The 20,146-nt window shown below is 60.0% G+C and carries 18 protein-coding genes; 15 read left to right on the top strand and 3 right to left on the bottom strand.

Features of this window, described 5'->3' with window-relative positions; genetic code table 11:
* Nucleotides 1–184 precede the first annotated feature (184 nt).
* The 11 genes from edd (at nt 185) to ACM110_RS00900 (ending at nt 13,695) form a co-directional block, all read left to right on the top strand.
* Nucleotides 185–2,011: a phosphogluconate dehydratase gene (gene edd / locus ACM110_RS00950; RefSeq protein ID WP_338582596.1), complete on the top strand. Its 1,827-nt coding sequence runs from the start codon at nt 185–187 to the stop codon at nt 2,009–2,011.
* Nucleotides 2,008–2,958 (top strand): glucokinase, encoded by a 951-nt coding sequence (locus ACM110_RS00945; protein ID WP_416126199.1) that lies wholly within the window; start codon nt 2,008–2,010, stop codon nt 2,956–2,958. Before edd ends, ACM110_RS00945 begins: the two co-directional genes overlap by 4 nt.
* A 166-nt stretch (nt 2,959–3,124) precedes the next feature.
* Entirely contained in the window at nt 3,125–3,856 is a 732-nt protein-coding gene (locus ACM110_RS00940; protein WP_338582594.1) for a response regulator transcription factor, read from the top strand.
* Between the two features lie 31 nt (nt 3,857–3,887).
* On the top strand, nt 3,888–5,315 hold the full coding sequence (locus tag ACM110_RS00935; protein WP_416126404.1) for an ATP-binding protein: 1,428 nt from the start codon (nt 3,888–3,890) through the stop codon (nt 5,313–5,315).
* A 179-nt stretch (nt 5,316–5,494) separates the two neighbouring features.
* Entirely contained in the window at nt 5,495–6,754 is a 1,260-nt protein-coding gene (locus ACM110_RS00930; RefSeq protein WP_416126198.1) for an AGE family epimerase/isomerase, read from the top strand.
* Nucleotides 6,755–6,871: 117 nt separating this feature from the next.
* On the top strand, nt 6,872–8,164 hold the full coding sequence (locus ACM110_RS00925) for an ABC transporter substrate-binding protein (RefSeq protein ID WP_338582591.1): 1,293 nt from the start codon (nt 6,872–6,874) through the stop codon (nt 8,162–8,164).
* Between the two features lie 149 nt (nt 8,165–8,313).
* Complete coding sequence (locus ACM110_RS00920) at nt 8,314–9,222, top strand: sugar ABC transporter permease (RefSeq protein WP_338582590.1); 909 nt, start codon at nt 8,314–8,316, stop codon at nt 9,220–9,222.
* A complete protein-coding gene (locus ACM110_RS00915) occupies nt 9,215–10,060 on the top strand; it encodes a carbohydrate ABC transporter permease (protein ID WP_416126197.1) in 846 nt (281 codons plus the stop codon). The genes ACM110_RS00920 and ACM110_RS00915 overlap by 8 nt, the downstream gene beginning before the upstream one ends.
* A 2-nt stretch (nt 10,061–10,062) precedes the next feature.
* The gene (locus ACM110_RS00910; RefSeq protein WP_416126196.1) at nt 10,063–11,223 is read left to right on the top strand and encodes an ABC transporter ATP-binding protein; all 1,161 of its coding nucleotides are present in this window, start codon (nt 10,063–10,065) and stop codon (nt 11,221–11,223) included.
* Between the two features lie 156 nt (nt 11,224–11,379).
* Nucleotides 11,380–12,726, top strand: coding sequence for a carbohydrate porin (locus ACM110_RS00905; protein ID WP_338582587.1), 1,347 nt, complete (start codon nt 11,380–11,382; stop codon nt 12,724–12,726).
* A gap of 114 nt (nt 12,727–12,840) precedes the next feature.
* Nucleotides 12,841–13,695: a D-hexose-6-phosphate mutarotase gene (locus tag ACM110_RS00900; protein WP_416126195.1), complete on the top strand. Its 855-nt coding sequence runs from the start codon at nt 12,841–12,843 to the stop codon at nt 13,693–13,695.
* 106 nt (nt 13,696–13,801) lie between these two features.
* Here the strand turns inward: ACM110_RS00900 and ACM110_RS00895 are convergent, their stop codons facing one another.
* A complete protein-coding gene (locus tag ACM110_RS00895) occupies nt 13,802–14,662 on the bottom strand; it encodes a MurR/RpiR family transcriptional regulator (protein ID WP_173668879.1) in 861 nt (286 codons plus the stop codon).
* A gap of 228 nt (nt 14,663–14,890) precedes the next feature.
* Between ACM110_RS00895 and zwf the strand changes: the two genes are divergently transcribed.
* From zwf to ACM110_RS00875, 4 genes are all read left to right on the top strand, one after another.
* On the top strand, nt 14,891–16,360 hold the full coding sequence (zwf, locus tag ACM110_RS00890; RefSeq protein ID WP_416126194.1) for a glucose-6-phosphate dehydrogenase: 1,470 nt from the start codon (nt 14,891–14,893) through the stop codon (nt 16,358–16,360).
* A complete protein-coding gene (gene pgl, locus ACM110_RS00885) occupies nt 16,347–17,060 on the top strand; it encodes a 6-phosphogluconolactonase (RefSeq protein WP_416126193.1) in 714 nt (237 codons plus the stop codon). The genes zwf and pgl overlap by 14 nt, the downstream gene beginning before the upstream one ends.
* 17 nt (nt 17,061–17,077) lie before the next feature.
* A complete protein-coding gene (locus tag ACM110_RS00880) occupies nt 17,078–17,743 on the top strand; it encodes a bifunctional 4-hydroxy-2-oxoglutarate aldolase/2-dehydro-3-deoxy-phosphogluconate aldolase (RefSeq protein ID WP_416126192.1) in 666 nt (221 codons plus the stop codon).
* Between the two features lie 180 nt (nt 17,744–17,923).
* The gene (locus ACM110_RS00875; protein ID WP_416126191.1) at nt 17,924–18,640 is read left to right on the top strand and encodes an intradiol ring-cleavage dioxygenase; all 717 of its coding nucleotides are present in this window, start codon (nt 17,924–17,926) and stop codon (nt 18,638–18,640) included.
* Nucleotides 18,641–18,642: 2 nt separating this feature from the next.
* On the opposite strand, the gene ACM110_RS00870 is transcribed toward ACM110_RS00875, so the two are convergent.
* Together ACM110_RS00870 and ACM110_RS00865 are read right to left on the bottom strand one after the other, a co-directional pair.
* Nucleotides 18,643–19,824, bottom strand: a complete 1,182-nt coding sequence (locus ACM110_RS00870) for an aminotransferase class V-fold PLP-dependent enzyme (protein ID WP_416126190.1) — start codon at nt 19,822–19,824, stop codon at nt 18,643–18,645.
* A 31-nt stretch (nt 19,825–19,855) separates the two neighbouring features.
* Nucleotides 19,856–20,092, bottom strand: coding sequence for a DUF3820 family protein (locus ACM110_RS00865; RefSeq protein WP_003213031.1), 237 nt, complete (start codon nt 20,090–20,092; stop codon nt 19,856–19,858).
* Between the last annotated feature and the right edge of the window lie 54 nt (nt 20,093–20,146).

The raw sequence follows: 20,146 nt of genomic DNA, 5'->3' as shown, positions 1-20,146 counted from the left end.
AAGATTATTCGCAAAAAAATAGAAAACAAGCCTTTTTGATGGCAATATTTTATTCAATCTACAACGAGTGACCTGAATCAACTGGTCCAACCGATCAAGAAAACCGTCTGTCATCCCATCGACACCGGCCTTTGATCAGCATAGACAATCAGGTCGCCACATCCGTTAGCCTGGAGTTCTACACATGCATCCCCGCGTCCTTGAGGTCACCGAACGGCTTATCGCCCGCAGCCGCGCCACGCGTGAGGCTTACCTTGCATTGATTCGCGGTGCGGCCAGCGACGGTCCGATGCGCGGCAAGCTGCAATGCGCCAACTTCGCCCACGGCGTGGCCGGTTGCGGCAGCGACGACAAGAACAGCCTGCGGATGATGAACTCCGCGAACATTGCGATTGTTTCGTCATATAACGACATGCTTTCGGCGCACCAGCCGTACGAAGTCTTCCCTGAACTGATCAAGAAAGCCCTGCGCGAAATCGGCTCCGTCGGCCAGTTCGCCGGTGGCACTCCGGCCATGTGCGATGGCGTGACCCAGGGCGAGCCGGGCATGGAGCTGAGCCTGCCGAGCCGCGAAGTGATCGCGCTGTCCACCGCCGTGGCGCTGTCCCACAACATGTTCGATGGCGCGCTGATGCTCGGCATCTGCGACAAGATCGTCCCGGGCCTGATGATGGGGGCGCTGCGCTTTGGTCATCTGCCGATGATCTTCGTGCCGGGCGGGCCGATGGTTTCCGGTATTTCCAACAAGCAGAAAGCCGACGTCCGTCAGCGCTACGCCGAAGGCAAGGCCAGCCGCGAAGAACTGCTGGAGTCGGAAATGAATTCCTACCACAGCCCCGGCACCTGCACTTTCTACGGCACCGCCAACACCAACCAGTTGCTGATGGAAGTCATGGGCCTGCACTTGCCGGGCGCCTCTTTCGTCAACCCGAACACGCCGCTGCGCGATGCCCTGACCCGCGAAGCCGCGCACCAAGTGACGCGCCTGACCAAGCAAAACGGCAACTTCATGCCGATCGGCGAAATCGTCGACGAGCGTTCGCTGGTCAACTCCATCGTCGCGCTGAACGCGACTGGCGGCTCGACCAACCACACCCTGCACATGCCGGCCATCGCCATGGCGGCGGGCATTCAACTGACCTGGCAGGACATGGCCGACCTCTCCGAGGTGGTGCCGACCCTGAGCCACGTCTACCCGAACGGCAAGGCCGACATCAACCACTTCCAGGCAGCGGGCGGCATGTCGTTCCTGATCCGCGAACTGCTGGACGCCGGGTTGCTCCACGAAAACGTCAACACCGTCATGGGCCACGGCCTGAGCCGCTACACCCAGGAACCATTCCTCGACAACGGCGAACTGGTCTGGCGTGAAGGCATCACCGAAAGCCTCGATGAAAGCATTCTGCGTCCGGTCGCTCGTGCGTTCTCGCCAGAGGGCGGCTTGCGAGTGATGGAAGGCAACCTGGGTCGCGGCGTGATGAAGGTTTCGGCGGTCGCCTTGGAAAACCAGATCGTCGAAGCACCGGCCATGGTGTTCCAGGATCAACAGGATCTGGCCGACGCATTCAAGGCCGGTTTGCTGGAGAAGGATTTTGTCGCGGTAATGCGCTTCCAGGGCCCGCGCTCCAACGGCATGCCGGAGCTGCACAAGATGACGCCGTTCCTCGGCGTGCTGCAGGATCGCGGCTTCAAGGTTGCACTGGTGACTGACGGACGCATGTCCGGCGCGTCGGGGAAAATCCCGGCGGCGATTCACGTCAGCCCCGAAGCTTATGTCGGTGGCGCTTTGGCGCGGGTGCAAGAGGGCGATATCATCCGCGTCGATGGCGTCAAAGGCACCCTGGAGCTTAAGGTGGACGCCGAAGAATTCGCAGCGCGCACGCCGGCCAAGGGCCTGTTGGGTAACAACATCGGCACCGGTCGCGAACTGTTTGGTTTCATGCGCATGGCCTTCAGCTCGGCAGAGCAGGGGGCCAGCGCCTTCACTTCTGCCCTGGAGACGCTTAATTGAAACTGGCTTTGGTCGGTGACATCGGTGGGACCAACGCACGGTTCGCGTTGTGGAAAAACCAGCAACTGGAAAGCGTCCAGGTGCTGGCGACGGCCGACCACGCCAGCCCGGAAGAGGCGATCAGCCTGTACCTGAGCGGGCTCGGTCTGGCGTCGGGTTCGATCGGCTCGGTATGCCTGTCGGTGGCCGGCCCGGTGAGCGGCGACGAATTCAAGTTCACCAACAATCACTGGCGTTTGAGCCGCAAGGGTTTCTGCCAGACCTTGCAGGTCGATCAGCTGTTGCTGGTCAACGATTTCTCGGCCATGGCGTTGGGCATGACCCGTTTGCAGCCCGGCGAATTCCGCGTGGTCTGCGAAGGCACGCCGGAGCCGTTGCGCCCGGCGGTGGTGATCGGCCCAGGCACCGGTTTGGGCGTAGGTACTTTGCTCGATCTGGGCGAAGGCCGGTTTGCCGCGTTGCCGGGGGAGGGCGGTCACGTCGACTTGCCGCTGAGCAGCCCGCGCGAAACCCAGTTGTGGCAGCACATCTCCAATGAGATTGGTCATGTCAGCGCGGAAACGGCGTTGAGTGGCGGCGGGTTGCCACGGGTTTACCGGGCGATTTGTGCGGTGGACGGGCATGAGCCTGTGCTGGATACGCCGGAAGCGATCACGGCTGCCGGGCTGGCGGGCGATCCGATTGCCCTGGAAGTGCTCGAACAATTCTGCTGCTGGCTCGGTCGCGTGGCCGGCAACAACGTGCTGACCACCGGTGGGCGTGGTGGGGTGTACATCGTTGGCGGAGTGATTCCGCGGTTTGCCGATTTCTTCCTCGAAAGCGGTTTCGCCCGATGCTTCGCCGACAAGGGTTGCATGAGCGATTACTTCAAGGGGATACCGGTGTGGCTGGTGACGGCGCCGTATTCGGGCCTTGTTGGCGCGGGAGTAGCGCTCGAACAGGCTTGAGACCGTGTCGCCTTCATCGCTGGCAAGCCAGCTCCCACAGGTTTTGTGAGCGACACAGACCCTTGTGGGAGCTGGCTTGCCAGCGATGAAGCCAGAACAGGCAACAAATATCCGAGGTTCATCAGGCATAATCCGCCCCAATTCCAACAACAAGGATGCCTTCGAAGTGAGCTCAGTCAACAAGTCGATTTTGTTGGTCGATGACGATCAAGAGATACGCGAGTTGCTGGACACCTACCTGACCCGCGCCGGGTTTCAGGTACGTACCACGCCCGATGGCGCCGGTTTCCGCCAGGCCTTGAACGACGAACCCAGTGACCTGGTGATTCTCGATGTGATGCTGCCGGACGAAGACGGATTCAGTCTGTGCCGCTGGATTCGCCAGCACCCGCGACGGGCGCAGGTGCCGATCATCATGCTCACGGCCAGCTCCGACGAGGCCGATCGTGTTATCGGTCTGGAACTGGGCGCCGACGACTATCTCGGTAAACCTTTCAGCCCCCGTGAATTGCAGGCGCGCATCAAGGCCCTGTTGCGCCGCGCGCAATTCGGTCAGGAGCGCAACGGCGGTGAAGTGCTGGCCTTCGATGACTGGCGGCTGGACATGGTCAGCCATCGTCTGTTTCACATCGATGGTGAAGAGGTGATTCTGTCCGGTGCCGATTTCGCCTTGTTGAAACTGTTCCTCGATCACCCGCAGCAAATCCTCGACCGCGACACCATTGGCAACGCCACCCGTGGCCGTGATTTGATGCCACTCGATCGCATCGTCGACATGGCGGTCAGTCGCCTGCGCCAACGTCTGCGCGACACGGAAAAACCGCCGCGACTGATTCGAACCGTACGCGGCAGCGGTTATCAATTGGCAGCCAATGTGATTGCCAGCAATGGTCACTGAGTCCCTGCGCAAACTCGCAGAAAGGGTGCCGGTGCCGCGCTCGCTGCTCGGCCGCATGTTGCTGCTGACCTTGCTCGCGGTGCTGTTCGCCCAGACGTTGTCGAGTGTGATCTGGGTGTCGCAACTGCGCGCCACGCAGCTTGAAGGACTGGTCACCAGCGCCCGCAGCCTGGCGCATTCGATGACGGCCAGCGTCAGTTACTTTCGTTCGTTGCCGGTGGCCTATCGACCGCTGGTGCTCGACCAGTTGCGCAGCATGGGCGGCACGCGATTCGTGGTGACGCTCAACGACAAACCGCTCGGAATGGAAGTCCTGCCGATCACACCGCGTAAAGCGGCGGTGATGAAAGCGGTGGACGAAGTGCTGCGTCAGTCCCTGGGTCACGACACTGATATCTCGGTGTCCTTCGTGAGTCCCGAGGATCTGCGGATTTTCAATGCCGGCCTGAAGCTCGATGAGCTGCCACGCTCCTGGGCGCACTACGCGCTGACCCTGGAACCGGTGAACCCGCCCGTGTTGGTCACGCAGATTCAAATGGCACCGGGCGAATGGTTGTACATCGCCTCGTTGCTGCCCGAGCCGTACACCAGTCTTGAAGAGCAAGGCCTGCCGGCGCAGCAGGTGTGGTTCATCGTTCTCACCAGCGGTTTCTTGCTGCTGTTCATCGGCCTGCTGGTGCACTGGCAGAGCCGACCGCTCAAGCGTTTGGCGCGGGCGGCGCGGGATCTGTCACTGGGCGCCGACGTCGAGCCGGTGGCCGAAGGTGGTGGCAGCGAAGTGGTTGAAGTGGGGCGTGCGTTCAACACCATGCGCGAACGCATCAGCCGTTACCTGACCGAGCGCAGCCAGTTGTTCAGCGCGATTTCCCACGACCTTCGCACGCCGATTACCCGGCTGCGTCTGCGCGTTGAACTGCTCGAAGACGAAAAGCTACAGGTCAAGTTCGGCCGCGATCTGGACGAACTGGAGCTGCTGGTCAAAGGTGCGCTGCAATGCGTGAAAGACACCGACATCCACGAGAACATCGAGCCGGTGGATCTCAATCACGTCCTCGATTGTCTGGTGGAGCCGTATCTGGCGCCGAACGGCAATGGCCGCGTGACTCAGCAGGGGCGGGCGCTCGCGGCCTATCCGGGTAAACCGTTGGCGCTCAAGCGCTGCATCGGCAACCTGATCGACAATGCGTTGAAGTACGGGCAGAACGCGCATCTGCATATCGATGATGACGACAGTGCATTTGTCCTGCATGTCGACGATGAAGGGCCGGGGGTTCCGGAGCAGCGGCTGGAGCAAGTCTTTGAGCCGCACTTCCGCTTGGCCGGGCAACAGCAGGGGTATGGGTTGGGGCTGGGGATCGCGCGCAATATTGCCCATAGTCATGGCGGTGAAGTCAGCTTGCAAAACCTGCGTGAAGGCGGGTTGCGGGTGACCCTGCAGTTACCCCGTTCGATAGATTGAAAGTCAAAAGATCGCAGCCTGCGGCAGCTCCTACACCGATCCCTGGAGCTGCCGAAGGCTGCGATCTTTTGATCTTGCTTTGTCACAGAATGGTGACATAACTCGCCCCCTTCGTTACAAGCCCGCCATCGCCCGTTGTTTAGACTGCCCCTCAGTCATAACAACAAAAAAGGTCTCCCATGCACACCTTCCAACCTGCTTTCAGCAGTTGGCTGAACGCACCTGCACACCAGCAATGGCTCGCTGCCGAAGGCTTGCGAATGCTGGCGTTCGCCAAGGCTTCGAAGCTGCCTGAAGGCTTCGGCAATCTCGATGAACGCGGTCATCTGCCGGCCGACGCGCAAGCCGAAACCATGAACACCGCGCGCATGACCCACAGCTTCGCCATGGCCCACATTCAAGGCCTGCCGGGGTTTGCCGAGCTGGTCGATCACGGTGTCGAGGCACTGCGCGGTCCGCTGCGCGATGCCGTGCACGGTGGCTGGTTCGCGGTCGCTGAGCACCGCGATGGCAACACCGGCAAGAACGCCTATCTGCATGCCTTCGTCGCGCTGGCTGCCAGCTCCGCTGTGGTCGCGCAACGCCCCGGCGCGCAAGCGTTGCTCGATGATGCCATCGACATTATCGACACGTATTTCTGGAGCGAAGAGGAGGGCGCCATGCGCGAATCCTTCAACCGTGACTGGAGTGATGAAGAAGCCTATCGCGGCGCCAACAGCAACATGCACGCCACCGAAGCGTTTCTGGCGCTGGCCGATGTCACCGATGACAACCGCTGGTTGTGCCGAGCGCAGCGCATTGTCGAGCGGGTGATTCATGGTCACGCCGCCGCCAACGATTACCTGGTGGTCGAGCATTTCGATCGCGACTGGCAGCCGCTGCGCGAGTACAACCACGACAACCCGGCCGACGGTTTCCGCCCCTACGGCACCACGCCGGGCCACGGCTTTGAATGGGCGCGGCTGTTGCTGCACCTCGAAGCGGCGCGGGTGCAGGCCGGGATGTTGACGCCGGGTTGGCTGGCCACTGATGCGCAAAAACTCTTCGAGCAAAATTGCCTGCATGGCTGGGACGTCGACGGCGCGCCGGGCATTGTCTACACCCTCGACTGGGACAACAAAGCGGTGGTTCGTCATCGCCTGCACTGGACCCATTGCGAAGCCAGCGCCGCCGCCAGTGCCTTGCTCAAGCGCACCGGCGATGAACAATTCGAGCGCTGGTACCGACTGTTCTGGGAATTTTGTGACAGTCATTTCATTGACCGCTGCGACGGCAGCTGGCATCACGAACTCGACCCGTTGAACCGTCCAAGTGCCGACATCTGGGCCGGAAAACCCGACCTGTATCACGCCTGGCAAGCCTTGTTGATCCCGCGACTGCCGCTGGCGCCGAGCATGGCCAGTGCGCTGGCACAGTTGTCCCAGAGCGGTTCTATGTAACCATGCAGTGACATTCGCGCGTCCCTTCGTTACCTGCGAAGGGGCTTCCCCTGTTTAAAATCCTATGCAGCGCAAGCACCAGACTTGCATGCATAACAACAAGAAAGGTACTACTAGATGAATGCGATTTCTCGCCTCGCTACTGTCATTTCTCTCGCTTCCCTGTCTGCGCTCCCCCTCAGTGTTCTTGCCGCCGAATCCAAAGGTTCCGTGGAAGTCGTGCATTGGTGGACGTCGGGTGGCGAAAAGGCAGCGGTCGATGTCCTCAAGGCCCAAGTCGAGAAAGACGGCTTCACCTGGAAGGACGGCGCAGTCGCCGGTGGTGGCGGTGCGACTGCCATGACCGTGCTGAAAAGCCGTGCCGTTGCGGGTAACCCGCCAGGCGTGGCCCAGATCAAGGGGCCGGATATTCAGGAGTGGGCGTCTACCGGCCTGCTCGACACCGATGTCCTGAAAGACGTGGCCAAATCGGAGAAGTGGGACAGCCTGCTCGACAAGAAAGTCTCCGATACCGTGAAGTACGAAGGTGATTACGTCGCCGTGCCGGTGAACATCCACCGCGTCAACTGGCTGTGGATCAATCCGGAAGTCTTCAAGAAAGCGGGCATTGAAAAACCACCAACCACCCTCGAAGAATTCTACGCCGCGGGTGACAAGCTCAAGGCTGCGGGTTTTATTCCGCTCGCCCACGGCGGTCAGCCTTGGCAGGACAGCACCGTGTTCGAAGCCGTTGTGCTCTCGGTGATGGGCGTTGATGGCTACAAGAAAGCCCTGGTCGATCTCGACAACAAAGCGCTGACCGGACCGGAAATGGTCAAGGCTTTGACCGAGCTGAAGAAAGTCGCGACCTACATGGACGCCGACGGCAAAGGCCAGGACTGGAACCTGGAAGCGGCCAAGGTCATCAACGGCAAGGCCGGCATGCAGATCATGGGTGACTGGGCCAAGTCCGAATGGACCGCCGCCAAGAAAGTCGCCGGCAAGGACTACGAGTGCGTCGCGTTCCCGGGCACCGACAAGGCCTTCACCTACAACATCGACTCTCTGGCGGTGTTCAAGCAGAAAGACGCGGGCACCGCTGCCGGTCAGCAGGACATCGCGAAGGTCGTGCTGGGTGAGAACTTCCAGAAAGTCTTCAGCATCAACAAGGGCTCGATCCCGGTGCGGAACGACATGCTGGCGGACATGGGCAAATACGGTTTTGACTCCTGCGCCCAGACCGCCGCCAAGGACTTCCTGGCAGACGCCAAGTCCGGCGGCCTGCAGCCGAGCATGGCGCACAACATGGCGACCACGCTGGCGGTACAGGGCGCGTTCTTCGATGTGGTGACCAACTACATCAACGACCCGAAAGCCGACCCGGCTGACGCCGCCAAGAAATTGGGCGCGGCGGTTCAATCGGCCAAGTAATGCCTGACCCCTGTAGGAGCGAGCCTGCTCGCGATTGCAATCTGTCATTCAATGATTGGGTGACTGACACACCGCTATCGCGAGCAGGCTCACTCCTACAAGGGGAAGCATTTCCAAAGTAGTCCTTTTCTCTCGTACTGGATTTCCCCATGAGTTCTGTTGCTGTGTTCAGCAAAGCCTCGCCGTTCGATGCATTGCAACGCTGGCTTCCAAAACTGGTGCTGGCGCCGAGCATGTTCATCGTTCTGGTGGGCTTCTATGGCTACATCCTGTGGACGTTCGTTCTGTCGTTCACGACCTCGACATTCCTGCCGAACTACAAGTGGGCGGGCCTGGCGCAATACGCACGGTTGTTCGACAACGACCGCTGGTGGGTGGCGAGCAAGAACCTGGCGCTGTTCGGCGGCATGTTCATCGGCATCACGCTGGTGATCGGCGTGACACTGGCGATTTTCCTCGACCAGAAAATCCGTCGCGAAGGCTTCATCCGCACTATTTACCTGTACCCGATGGCGCTCTCGATGATCGTCACCGGTACTGCCTGGAAATGGCTGCTCAACCCAGGCATGGGCCTGGACAAATTGCTTCGGGACTGGGGCTGGGAAGGCTTCCGCCTGGACTGGCTGATCGACCCGGATCGCGTGGTTTATTGCCTGGTGATCGCTGCGGTCTGGCAAGCCTCGGGCTTCATCATGGCGATGTTCCTCGCCGGCCTGCGCGGTGTCGATCAATCGATCATCCGTGCCGCGCAAATCGATGGCGCGAGCATGCCGACGATCTACTGGAAAGTGGTACTGCCGAGCCTGCGCCCGGTGTTCTTCAGTGCGGTGATGATTCTGGCGCACATCGCGATCAAGAGTTTTGACCTGGTGGCGGCGATGACGGCTGGTGGTCCGGGCTATTCCTCTGACCTGCCGGCGATGTTCATGTACTCCTTCACGTTCAGTCGCGGCCAGATGGGCATGGGCTCGGCCAGTGCGATTCTGATGCTCGGTGCGATTCTCGCAATCATCGTGCCTTACCTGTACTCCGAGCTGAGGACCAAGCGTCATGACTAGTCTCGCTGTCAAACCTGCCATCAGCCTGAGTCGCATCGCGATCTACGCGGTGCTGATCCTCGCCGTATTGCTTTACCTGATTCCATTGATGGTCATGCTGTTGACCAGCTTCAAGACCCCGGAAGACATCAGCACCGGCAACCTGCTGAGCTGGCCGACCGTGGTCACCGGTATCGGCTGGGTCAAGGCCTGGGCCACGGTCGACGGTTACTTCTGGAACTCGATCAAGATCACTGTTCCGGCGGTGCTGATTTCGACGGCGATCGGTGCGTTGAACGGCTACGTGCTGTCGATGTGGCGCTTCCGTGGTTCGCAGTTGTTCTTCGGTCTGCTGCTGTTCGGTTGCTTCCTGCCGTTCCAGACCGTGCTGCTGCCGGCGTCGTTCACCCTCGGCAAGATGGGCCTGGCAAGCACCACCACCGGGCTGGTGTTCGTGCACGTGGTTTACGGCCTGGCATTCACCACGCTGTTCTTCCGCAACTACTACGTGAGCATTCCGGATGCGCTGGTGAAAGCCGCACGCCTCGATGGCGCGGGCTTCTTCACCATCTTCCGCCGGATCATTCTGCCGATGTCGACGCCGATCATCATGGTCTGCCTGATCTGGCAGTTCACCCAGATCTGGAACGACTTCCTGTTCGGCGTGGTGTTCTCCAGCGGTGATTCGCAACCGATCACGGTCGCGCTGAACAACCTGGTCAACACCAGCACCGGCGCCAAGGAATACAACGTTGATATGGCAGCGGCGATGATCGCCGGGCTGCCGACCCTGCTGGTCTATGTGGTCGCAGGCAAGTATTTCGTGCGCGGCCTTACGGCCGGCGCAGTCAAGGGGTAATCATGGCAACGCTCGAACTTCGCAATGTAAACAAGACCTATGGCGCCGGCCTGCCGGACACCTTGAAGAACATCGAACTGTCGATCAAGGACGGTGAGTTCCTGATCCTGGTCGGACCTTCGGGTTGCGGCAAGTCGACCCTGATGAACTGCATCGCCGGTCTGGAAACCATCACTGGCGGCGCGATCATGATCGGCGATCAGGACGTCAGCGGCATGAGCCCCAAGGATCGCGACATCGCCATGGTGTTCCAGTCCTACGCGCTGTATCCGACCATGAGCGTGCGCGAGAACATCGAATTCGGTCTGAAAATCCGCAAGATGAATCAGTCGGCCATCGACGAGGAAGTCGCCCGGGTGGCCAAGCTGTTGCAGATCGAACACCTGCTCAATCGCAAGCCTGGCCAACTCTCTGGCGGCCAGCAGCAGCGCGTTGCCATGGGCCGTGCCCTGGCGCGTCGTCCGAAGATTTATCTGTTCGACGAACCGCTGTCCAACCTCGACGCCAAGCTGCGGGTCGAGATGCGCACCGAAATGAAACTGATGCACCAGCGCCTGAAAACCACCACGGTCTATGTGACCCACGACCAGATCGAAGCCATGACCCTGGGCGACAAGGTGGCGGTGATGAAGGACGGGATCATCCAGCAGTTCGGTACGCCGAAAGACATCTACAACAACCCGGCCAATCTGTTTGTGGCGAGCTTCATCGGCTCGCCGCCCATGAACTTCATTCCGTTGCGCCTGCAACGCAAGGACGGCCGTCTGGTCGCGCTGCTGGACAGTGGCCAGGCGCGTTGCGAGCTGCCGATGAGCATGCAGGATGCCGGACTGGAAGATCGCGAAGTGATCCTTGGCCTGCGTCCTGAGCAGATCATGCTGGCGAACGGCGATGCCAATGGATTGCCGACCATTCGCGCTGAAGTTCAGGTTACAGAGCCGACCGGTCCGGACACGCTGGTGTTCGTCAATCTCAACGACACCAAGGTCTGCTGCCGTCTGGCGCCGGACGTGGCACCGCAGGTAGGCGAGACCCTGACCCTGCAATTCGATCCGGCGAAAGTGCTGCTGTTCGATGCCAATACTGGCGAGCGCCTGGGGGTTGCCGCCTTACCGAAAACCGAATCGCACGCTGCCAACGTCGCGCAATTCAAAGGTCGATAGGAAATCAATGTGGGAGCGAGCTTGCTCGCGATGACGGTGGGTCAGTCGACATCGATGTTGAATGTGATTGCGCCTTCGCGAGCAAGCTCGCTCCCACAGGGGATGTAACCGCGTTAGAAAAAGAAAAGTTAATAACAATAAAACGAGGATGTAGGGATGAAGAAGAAGAACAGCGCTCAGCTTATCTGCCAGTTGTCTGCCATTGCAGCAATGACACTGGCCGGTAGCGTCCACGCGGCTGACGCGTTTAGCGCCGATTCAGAATGGATGACCGGGGATTGGGGTGGCGAACGAACCAAGCTGATCGAGCAGGGCATCGACATCAAAATGGATTACGTCGGTGAAGTGGGCGGCAACCTCCACGGCGGGTTCAACAACGACAAGACTGCGCGTTACTCCGACCAGTTCGGTCTGGGCGCGGCGCTGGACCTGGAGAAGCTGTTCGGCTGGGACAACACCCAGGCCAAGATCCAGCTGACCAACCGTAACGGTGAAAACATCTCCAACGACCGTGTCGGCGACCCGCGTGCCGGCACCTTGAGCTCCTCGCAGGAAGTCTACGGCCGTGGCCACATGGTTCGTCTGACCCAGTTGTGGATCAAGCATCAGTTCCTCGACAACAAACTGGACGTCAAGGCCGGTTACTTCGGTGAAGGCGAAGACTTCAACACCTTCCCGTGCGAATTCCAGAACCTGGCGTTCTGCGGTTCCCAAGTGGGTAACTGGGCGACCAACATCTGGTACAACTGGCCGGTCAGCCAAGCGGCGATCCGCGTGAAGTACAACATCTCGCCTGAGTGGTATGCGCAGATCGGCGCGTACAACCAGAACCCGTCGCAGCTGGAACACGGTAACGGCTTCAAGCTCAGCGGCAGCGGTACTGCCGGCACCGTCCTGCCGGTTGAACTGGTGTGGCTGCCTAACCCAGGCAACCTGCCGGGCGAATACCGTGTCGGTTACTACAAAAGCACTGCCAGCGCCGATGACGTCCGTGAAGATGACAACGGCGATGACGCGGCCACCAGCGGCAACGCCTATCGCAGCCACAGCAGCAAGCACGGCTACTGGTTCGTTGCACAACAGCAACTCACCAGCCATAACGGTGACGCCAGCCGCGGTCTGAACATCGCCGCCAACGCAACTTTCCACGACAAGGACACCAACATCGTCGACAACTACCAGTCGCTGATGTTCGTGTACAAAGGCCCGTTCGATGCACGTCCGAAAGATGACCTGGGCATCGGCTTCGCCCGTATCCATGTCAACGATGACGTGAAGAAAAATGCCGAGCTGACCAACGCCGCCAATGGTGTGAGCAACTACGAAGATCCATTGTTCTCGCCGCTGCGTGAGACCGAATACAACTACGAGCTCAACTACGGTTTCCACGTCACCAACTGGCTGACCGTGCGTCCTAACCTGCAGTACATCACTCACCCGGGTGGTGTGGATGAAGTCGACAACGCTTTGGTCGCCGGCCTGAAAATTCAGTCGGTGTTCTAACGCGACTGCGATAAGCTCCTCTCTATGTGCGCATTTTTGCGGACAGCCAAGGCTGTCCGCTTTTTTTTGGGGAGGGCGCACCCCGGCAACAGATGATTTTCAGGACCGTGGCACATGCTTGAGCATCCGCTACAACGCTTCTTCAAATCCTTGCGCGAACGTCCGGTGTTCGCGTGGGAGCGCTATCAGAAGCGCGACGTGTTGGTGATTGATCATCCGCTGTGTCAGGCGGTGTTCAGTCGCCAGGGCGCGCAGTTGCTGCACTTTCAGCCCAAGGACCAAAAGCCGTGGTTGTGGTGCGCAGCGAAGTGGCCGCAGGTCGGCGCGATTCGCGGTGGCGTGCCGGTGTGTTGGCCGTGGTATGGCCGGCATCCGAGTGAAAACGCCTGGCCGTCCCATGGTTGGGCGCGCTTGCTCGACTGGAAGTTGATCGACAGCAGCAGTGATGACGATGGCGTGCGTTTGCATTGGCAGCTGGAGTTGTGTGACTGGCAGGTGGACCTGCATGCGCACTTGGGCGAACGCATGGATTTGCGCCTGAGTACCGAGCATCAGGACGACATGCCGTGCCAGTTGAGTCAGGCGTTGCACGCTTACTGGCGTATTGGCGACGTTGGTGAGGTAGCGCTGTCTGGGCTTGAAGGCGCGCAGGGTTACGATCAGTTGAACCGCCAGGTTTGCCAGCAGGAAGGCGAGTTGCGCGTCGATGGCGGCTGTCAGCGGGTGTTCCAGCATGACGGCGAGTTGCAGCTAAATGACCACGCCTGGGATCGGGCGTTGTGCATCGACACTGGCGATACGGCTGACACGGTGGTCTGGCATCCGGGCTCACGGCCATTGCTGGGAGTGAGCTGGAACGAGATATCCGAATTCGTTTGCGTGGAGGCCGCGAGCGGCGGCACCGATAGCCTGTGCCTGAAACCGGGGGAGCGGGCGCATTTGAGTTTGCAGGCGCGGGTGGGGGTCTGAAATCAAGAGATCGCAGCCTCGTTTCACTCGACAGCTCCTACAAGGAAACGTGTACACCTGTAGGAGCTGTCGAGTGAAACGAGGCTGCGATCTTTCTCTATGCGTCCTAATTAAACTCGTCGCCCACCGGATACCGGCTCGCATTCAAACTCTCTTTGATCTTGCGCAAATGCGGCTGGAAATCCACCCCGCGACGCAAGGTCATGCCGGTGGCGAGCACATCGAGCACGGTCAATTGAATGATCCGCGAAGTCATCGGCATGTAGATGTCGGTGTCTTCCGGCAGCGGAATGTTCAGGCTCAACGTACTGGCCTTGGCCAGCGGTGAATTCTCTGCGGTCAAGCCGAGTACCGAAGCGCCGTTCTCCCGGGCAATGCGCGCCACTTCCACCAGTTCGCGGGTGCGGCCGGTGTAGGAAATGATCACGAACAATTCGCCCGTATGCGCCACCGAGGCAATCATGCGCTGCATCAGCACATCGGCATGGGCGGTCACGGCCAGGTTGAAACGGAAGAACTTGTGCTGCGCATCCAGCGCCACCGGGGCGGAGGCGCCGAGGCCGAAGAAGTGGATTTGCCGGGCCTGGATCAACAGGTCGACGGCGCGGCTGATCAGGTTCGGGTCCAGTGCCTGCAAGGCGCTGTCCAGGGACGCAATGGCGCTGCCGAAAATCTTCTTGGTATACGCTTCCGGATTGTCGTCAGCTTCAACCGCTCGGCTGACATAGGCAGCTCCGCTGGCCAGGCTTTGGGCCAACTGAAGCTTCAACTCGGGGTAGCCGCTGACACCGAATGAACGGCAGAAACGGTTGACCGTTGGCTCGCTGACCGAAGCGGCCTGGGCGAGGGCGGCGATGCTGAAACGGGTGGCCTGCTGTGGGTTGAGCAGGATCACCTCGGCGACTTTGCGTTCGGCCTTGTTCAACTCTTCAAGGCGACTCTGGATCTGTTCCAGTAAATTTCGCACGCGGTCCATATGAGTATCCTTGATTCACCTGCGCCGATAAGCGCGCGGCTAATGCAAAAAGGGCCTTTGGTGTGGCCCATAACGGTGGCCTATCCTACTGATGGCTCCGACCGACCACCACTCGGAATCTGTATTTTGCGAAAATGTTGTGGTTATTACTACATTTTCCCTTGAGTGATGCCTTGAAAAAAGGTATTTGTAGCTTAACTTGATAAAAGAACAAACATCATGCTCTCGATTACGGTTGAACCGTGCACCTTTGCCTTGTTCGGCGCCCTCGGCGATCTGGCCCTGCGAAAGTTGTTTCCTGCCCTTTATCAACTCGACGGCGCCGGCCTCTTGCATGAGGACACGCGGATCATCGCGCTGGCCCGCGAGCCTGGCAGCGAGCAGGAGCACCTGACGTTCATCGCCTCCGAGCTGCGCCGCTACGTCGGTGCCAAAGAGCTGGACGAAGCCGTTGTCGAACGTTTTCTCGCACGCCTGACTTATCTGCACGTCGATTTCCTCAAGTCCGAAGACTACGTCGCCCTGGCCGAGATGGCCGGCAGCTCGCAGCGGGTCATTGCCTACTTTGCGACCCCGGCCGCGGTGTACGGCGCAATCTGCGAGAACCTGGCGAAGGTTGGCCTGGCGGAAAATACCCGCGTGGTGCTGGAAAAACCCATTGGTTCGGACCTGGAATCCTCGCGCAAGGTCAACGACGCCGTGGCGCAGTTCTTCCCGGAAAACCGCACCTACCGCATCGACCACTATCTGGGCAAAGAAACCGTCCAGAACCTGATCGCCCTGCGTTTCGCCAACAGCCTGTTCGAAACCCAGTGGAACCAGAACTACATCTCCCACGTGGAAATCACCGTGGCCGAGAAAGTCGGGATCGAGGGCCGCTGGGGCTACTTCGACAAGGCCGGTCAGCTGCGGGACATGATCCAGAATCACCTGCTGCAACTGCTCTGCCTGATCGCCATGGACCCGCCGGCCGACCTGTCCGCCGACAGCATCCGCGACGAGAAAGTCAAAGTGCTCAAGGCGCTGGCGCCGATCAGCCCGGAAGGCCTGACCACCCAAGTGGTACGCGGCCAGTACATCGCCGGTTACAGCGAAGGCAAAGCGGTGCCGGGCTATCTGGAAGAACCGAATTCCAACACCCAGAGCGACACCGAAACCTTCGTCGCCCTGCGTGCCGACATCCGCAACTGGCGCTGGGCCGGCGTGCCGTTCTACCTGCGTACCGGCAAGCGCATGCCGCAAAAACTGTCGCAGATCGTCATCCACTTCAAGGAACCGTCGCACTACATCTTCGCTCCCGAGCAGCGCCTGCAAATCAGCAACAAGCTGATTATCCGCCTGCAACCGGACGAAGGCATTTCCTTGCGTGTGATGACCAAAGATCAAGGCCTGGACAAGGGCATGCAGCTGCGCAGCGGTCCGTTGCAGCTGAATTTTTCCGACACCTGGAGCAGCGCACGGATTCCCGATGCCTACGAGCGGTTGTTGCTGGAAGTGATGCGCGGCAATCAGAACCTGTTTGTCCGTAAAGATGAAATCGAAGCCGCGTGGAATTGGTGTGACCAGTTGATCGCCGGGTGGAAAAAATCCGGTGATGCGCCCAAGCCGTACGCGGCCGGGTCCTGGGGGCCGATGAGCTCCATTGCTCTGATCACGCGGGATGGGAGGTCGTGGTATGGCGATATCTGATTTGAAACTGCCTCAGGGTGTCAGCACCCATGAGTTCAAGAGCCCGACGCTGCTCGCCGAAGGCCTGGCACTGAAGGTGGCCAAACAATTGAGCGATGCGATCGATGCCCAGGGCACTGCGACCCTGGTGGTGTCCGGTGGCCGCAGCCCGGTGGCGTTTTTTCAGCACTTGGCCAAGCAGGCGCTGGACTGGTCGAACGTGGTCGTCAGCCTGGCTGACGAACGTTGGGTGCCGGTTGAGCACGCCGACAGCAACGCCGGCCTGATCAAGCGCTACCTGTTGCAAGGCCCGGCGGCCAAGGCTCAATTCCTGAGCCTGTACAGCGCCAGCGCCAACCTCGAACAGGCTGCCGATCACGCCGACCGTCTGCTCTCCGAGTTGCCGGTGATCGACGTGTTGGTGTTGGGCATGGGCGATGACGGTCACACTGCGTCGCTGTTCCCCAACAGCCCGAACCTTGCCGAAGCCTTACAGGCCGACGGCATTCGTCGCTGCTATCCAATGCTGGCGCCGACCGTGCCGCATCAGCGCCTGACCATGAGCCGGGCGCTGCTGGCTTCGGCCAAGCACAAGATTCTGTCGATTTCCGGTCAGTCGAAGCTGACCACCCTGAATACCGCACTGGCCGGTGACGATGTCGCCGCAATGCCGATTCGCGCTTTTCTGCAACCCACGTTAGAGATTTACTGGTGCCCATGAGCCAAGGAACAGCCGCTATGAAAAACCCATCCCCGACCGTTTCCATGGCGGATAAAGTTGCCCTGATCGACAGCCTCTGCGCCAAGGCGCGGATCCTGCCGGTGATCACCATTGCCCGCGAGCAGGATGTCCTGCCGCTGGCCGATGCCCTCGCCGCCGGTGGCCTGACCGCCCTGGAAGTGACCCTGCGTTCGCAGTTCGGCCTCAAGGCCATCCAGATCCTGCGCGAGCAGCGTCCGGAACTGATGACCGGTGCCGGCACCGTGTTCGACCGCCAGATGCTGGCCGCCGCCGAAGCGGCGGGCTCGCAGTTCATCGTCACGCCAGGCATCACCCGCGATCTGCTGGAAGCCAGCGTCGCCAGCCCGATTCCGCTGTTGCCGGGCATCAGCAATGCCTCGGGCATCATGGAAGGCTACGGCTTGGGCTATCGCCGCTTCAAGTTGTTCCCGGCGGAAGTCAGCGGCGGCGTCGCAGCCATCAAGGCCCTGGGCGGCCCGTTCGGCGAAGTGAAATTCTGCCCGACCGGCGGCGTCGGTCCGGCCAATATCAAGAGCTACATGGCGTTGAAAAACGTCATGTGCGTGGGCGGTAGCTGGATGCTTGACCCGGAGTGGATCAAGAACGGCGACTGGGCCCGCATTCAGGAATGCACCGCCGAGGCACTGGCGCTGCTGGACTGATCGCTTCACCCGACACTTCGTTGTGTGTTCTACGGCTTTACGGTGCGCTTGGTCGGTGCACCGTTTTTTTTTGCCTGAAAGAAGTGATGTAGCCACAAGGACATCCTGCGATACATAGTTACCGCATCCTGAAAACCGACCAATGCTAGCCTGCGTTCATCTTATGGAAGAGAGAACGGCATGGACGCCTACACCTCAGCAACACCCGTTTGCCTGCTTTCCCCGGAGCAGATCGCCGGGCCGTATTTCCGCAATCCGAAACTGATCCGTCGCAATATCAGCGAAGGCGCCGATGGCATTCCGTTGGTGCTGCGCTTGAAAATCGTCGATGCCATGACCGGTCTACCGGTCACTGACGCGCTGGTGGATATCTGGCACTGCAATGCGCGCGGGTCCTATTCGGGCTGGAGCAAAATCAATCCGGACGTTGAAGCCGACGTCGGCGATATCGGTGCGATCCCGCGAACCGACGACGACACGTACTTGCGTGGCGGGCAGTTCACCGACAAGTCGGGCAACGTACGCTTTACCAGCATCTTTCCGGGTTTCTATGCCGGCCGCGCCCTGCATATTCATGTCGCCGTGCGAATCACCTCGGGCAACAACTATCTTGAGGAGCGGCACGTGGCCTGGGTGGGGCAGCTGTACTTTCCCGAAGTGGCCTCGCGCTCGGTGCTCGGCAGCCGCCAATACAGTGGCCGGGCCGCGACAGCATTGACCAACGATCAGGATTACTTTTACACCACCATGGGCGGGGAAGACTCGACCCTGAACGTTCACACCCTCGGCCGCGATTCCAGCGAAGATGGCTTTTTCGGGCAGATGACCATCGGTATCGACACCTTTGCGGTGTCGACGCAAATCAGGCCCGAGGACTTCGACAAATACACCGTGTGACGTCAGCGCAGTTCGATCAGCGCCGTGGTCAGGCGCTTCATGTCGTCAGCGGTGGTAGTCAGCCCCGGTGTAATCCGGATGCACGGACCACACGCCGCGCCGCTGCGTACCACGGTGAACAGGTTGTATTCGTTGAGCAGTCGCTCGACCATCACTTGTTGATCGGCATGCGCGGTAAAACGCATCGCCGTGATGCCGCAATACAACCGTGGATCGTCCGGGGTCAGGACTTCGATGCCCGGCACTTCGCGCACTGCTCCGACCCACAGGTTACGCAGGTAGTTGAGACGCGTGCCTTTGGCGGGCGATCCGCCCATGGCCCAATGCTCTTCGAGCACCAGTGGCAGGGTCAGCAACGCCGGGATGTTCGGTGTGCTGTACGGCGTGCGGGCGCGAATGTCGGTGATCGGGAAATGCATTTCGCCCATGTCCGGGTCGATGTCGGCCAAACGCTCGGGGGCGATATAGAGAAAACCCAGGGTCAACGGCGCACCGATCCACTTGTGCAGGTTGTAAGCGGCGAAAGAGATGCCCAGTTCATCAAGGTCGAATTCGAACTGGCCGAGCGCGTGGGCGCCGTCGAGGATCACGTCGATGCCGTGTTCCCTGGCAGCGGCGGCAATCGCTTGCACCGGCATCACCAGACCGGTGCGGTGGGTGACGTGGGTTAGTGTCATCAGCTTGAGTCGCGGATAACGCGCGAAGGTCTCGCGGTAAGTGCTCAGCAAACTGTCGAAACTGGCGGGATGCGTATGATCGATCTCGATCACTTCGACACCACGATGACGTGCCAACCAGCGCATGGCGCCCTTCACGGTGTCGTATTCCAGATCGCAGATCAGCACCTGGTCGCCCGGTTGCAGCCGATTGTAATTGCGGATCAGCGATTGCAAACCGTCCGAGGCATTGCGGGTGAGGGCGATGCTCTCGCCGGGCATACCGATCAGCTTGGCCACCTGCGCCTGGATCTTCACGCTCTCGCCCTGTTCGAAACGCTGGCGCACATGAACCGAATTACCGCGGTTGATCAGCTCGATGTTGCGCTGATATTCCTCGACCACCGTGCGCGACATGCGACCGAAGTAACCGTTTTCCAGATTGATCGGGCCCGGTTGCAGATCGTAGCGATCGGCAAAGGTCAGCCAGAAGGCTTCATCTCGGGCGCGGCGGGTATTGTCGGGCATGGGCTACTCAATCTGGGGCGGGATTAATGAATCAGTGGCGAGGTGCGGGTTTGCCATGTTTGGCGCGTAGCGGTTCAAGCAGTTCCGACAAACCGTTGTGATCGATTTCCTGCATCAGGGCCAGCAAGCCGCCCAATTCGCCATGGGGGAAACCTTCCCGGGCGAACCAGTTCAGGTAGGGGCCGGGCAAGTCCGCGATGATGCGGCCCTTGTATTTGCCGAAGGGCATTTCGCGGGTTATCAGCAGTTCGAGCTTTTCAGGGTTCATCGCGCAGTCGTCTTGATTCGGTCAGTCCGGAAAATACAGGCATTCTGCATGCAG

Origin of the sequence: Pseudomonas sp. NFX98 (assembly GCF_047784845.1) — a bacterium.
Taxonomy (GTDB): domain Bacteria; phylum Pseudomonadota; class Gammaproteobacteria; order Pseudomonadales; family Pseudomonadaceae; genus Aquipseudomonas.
Note: the sequence above shows the minus strand (reverse complement) of the source record. Positions and strands in the feature narration are given on the sequence as shown.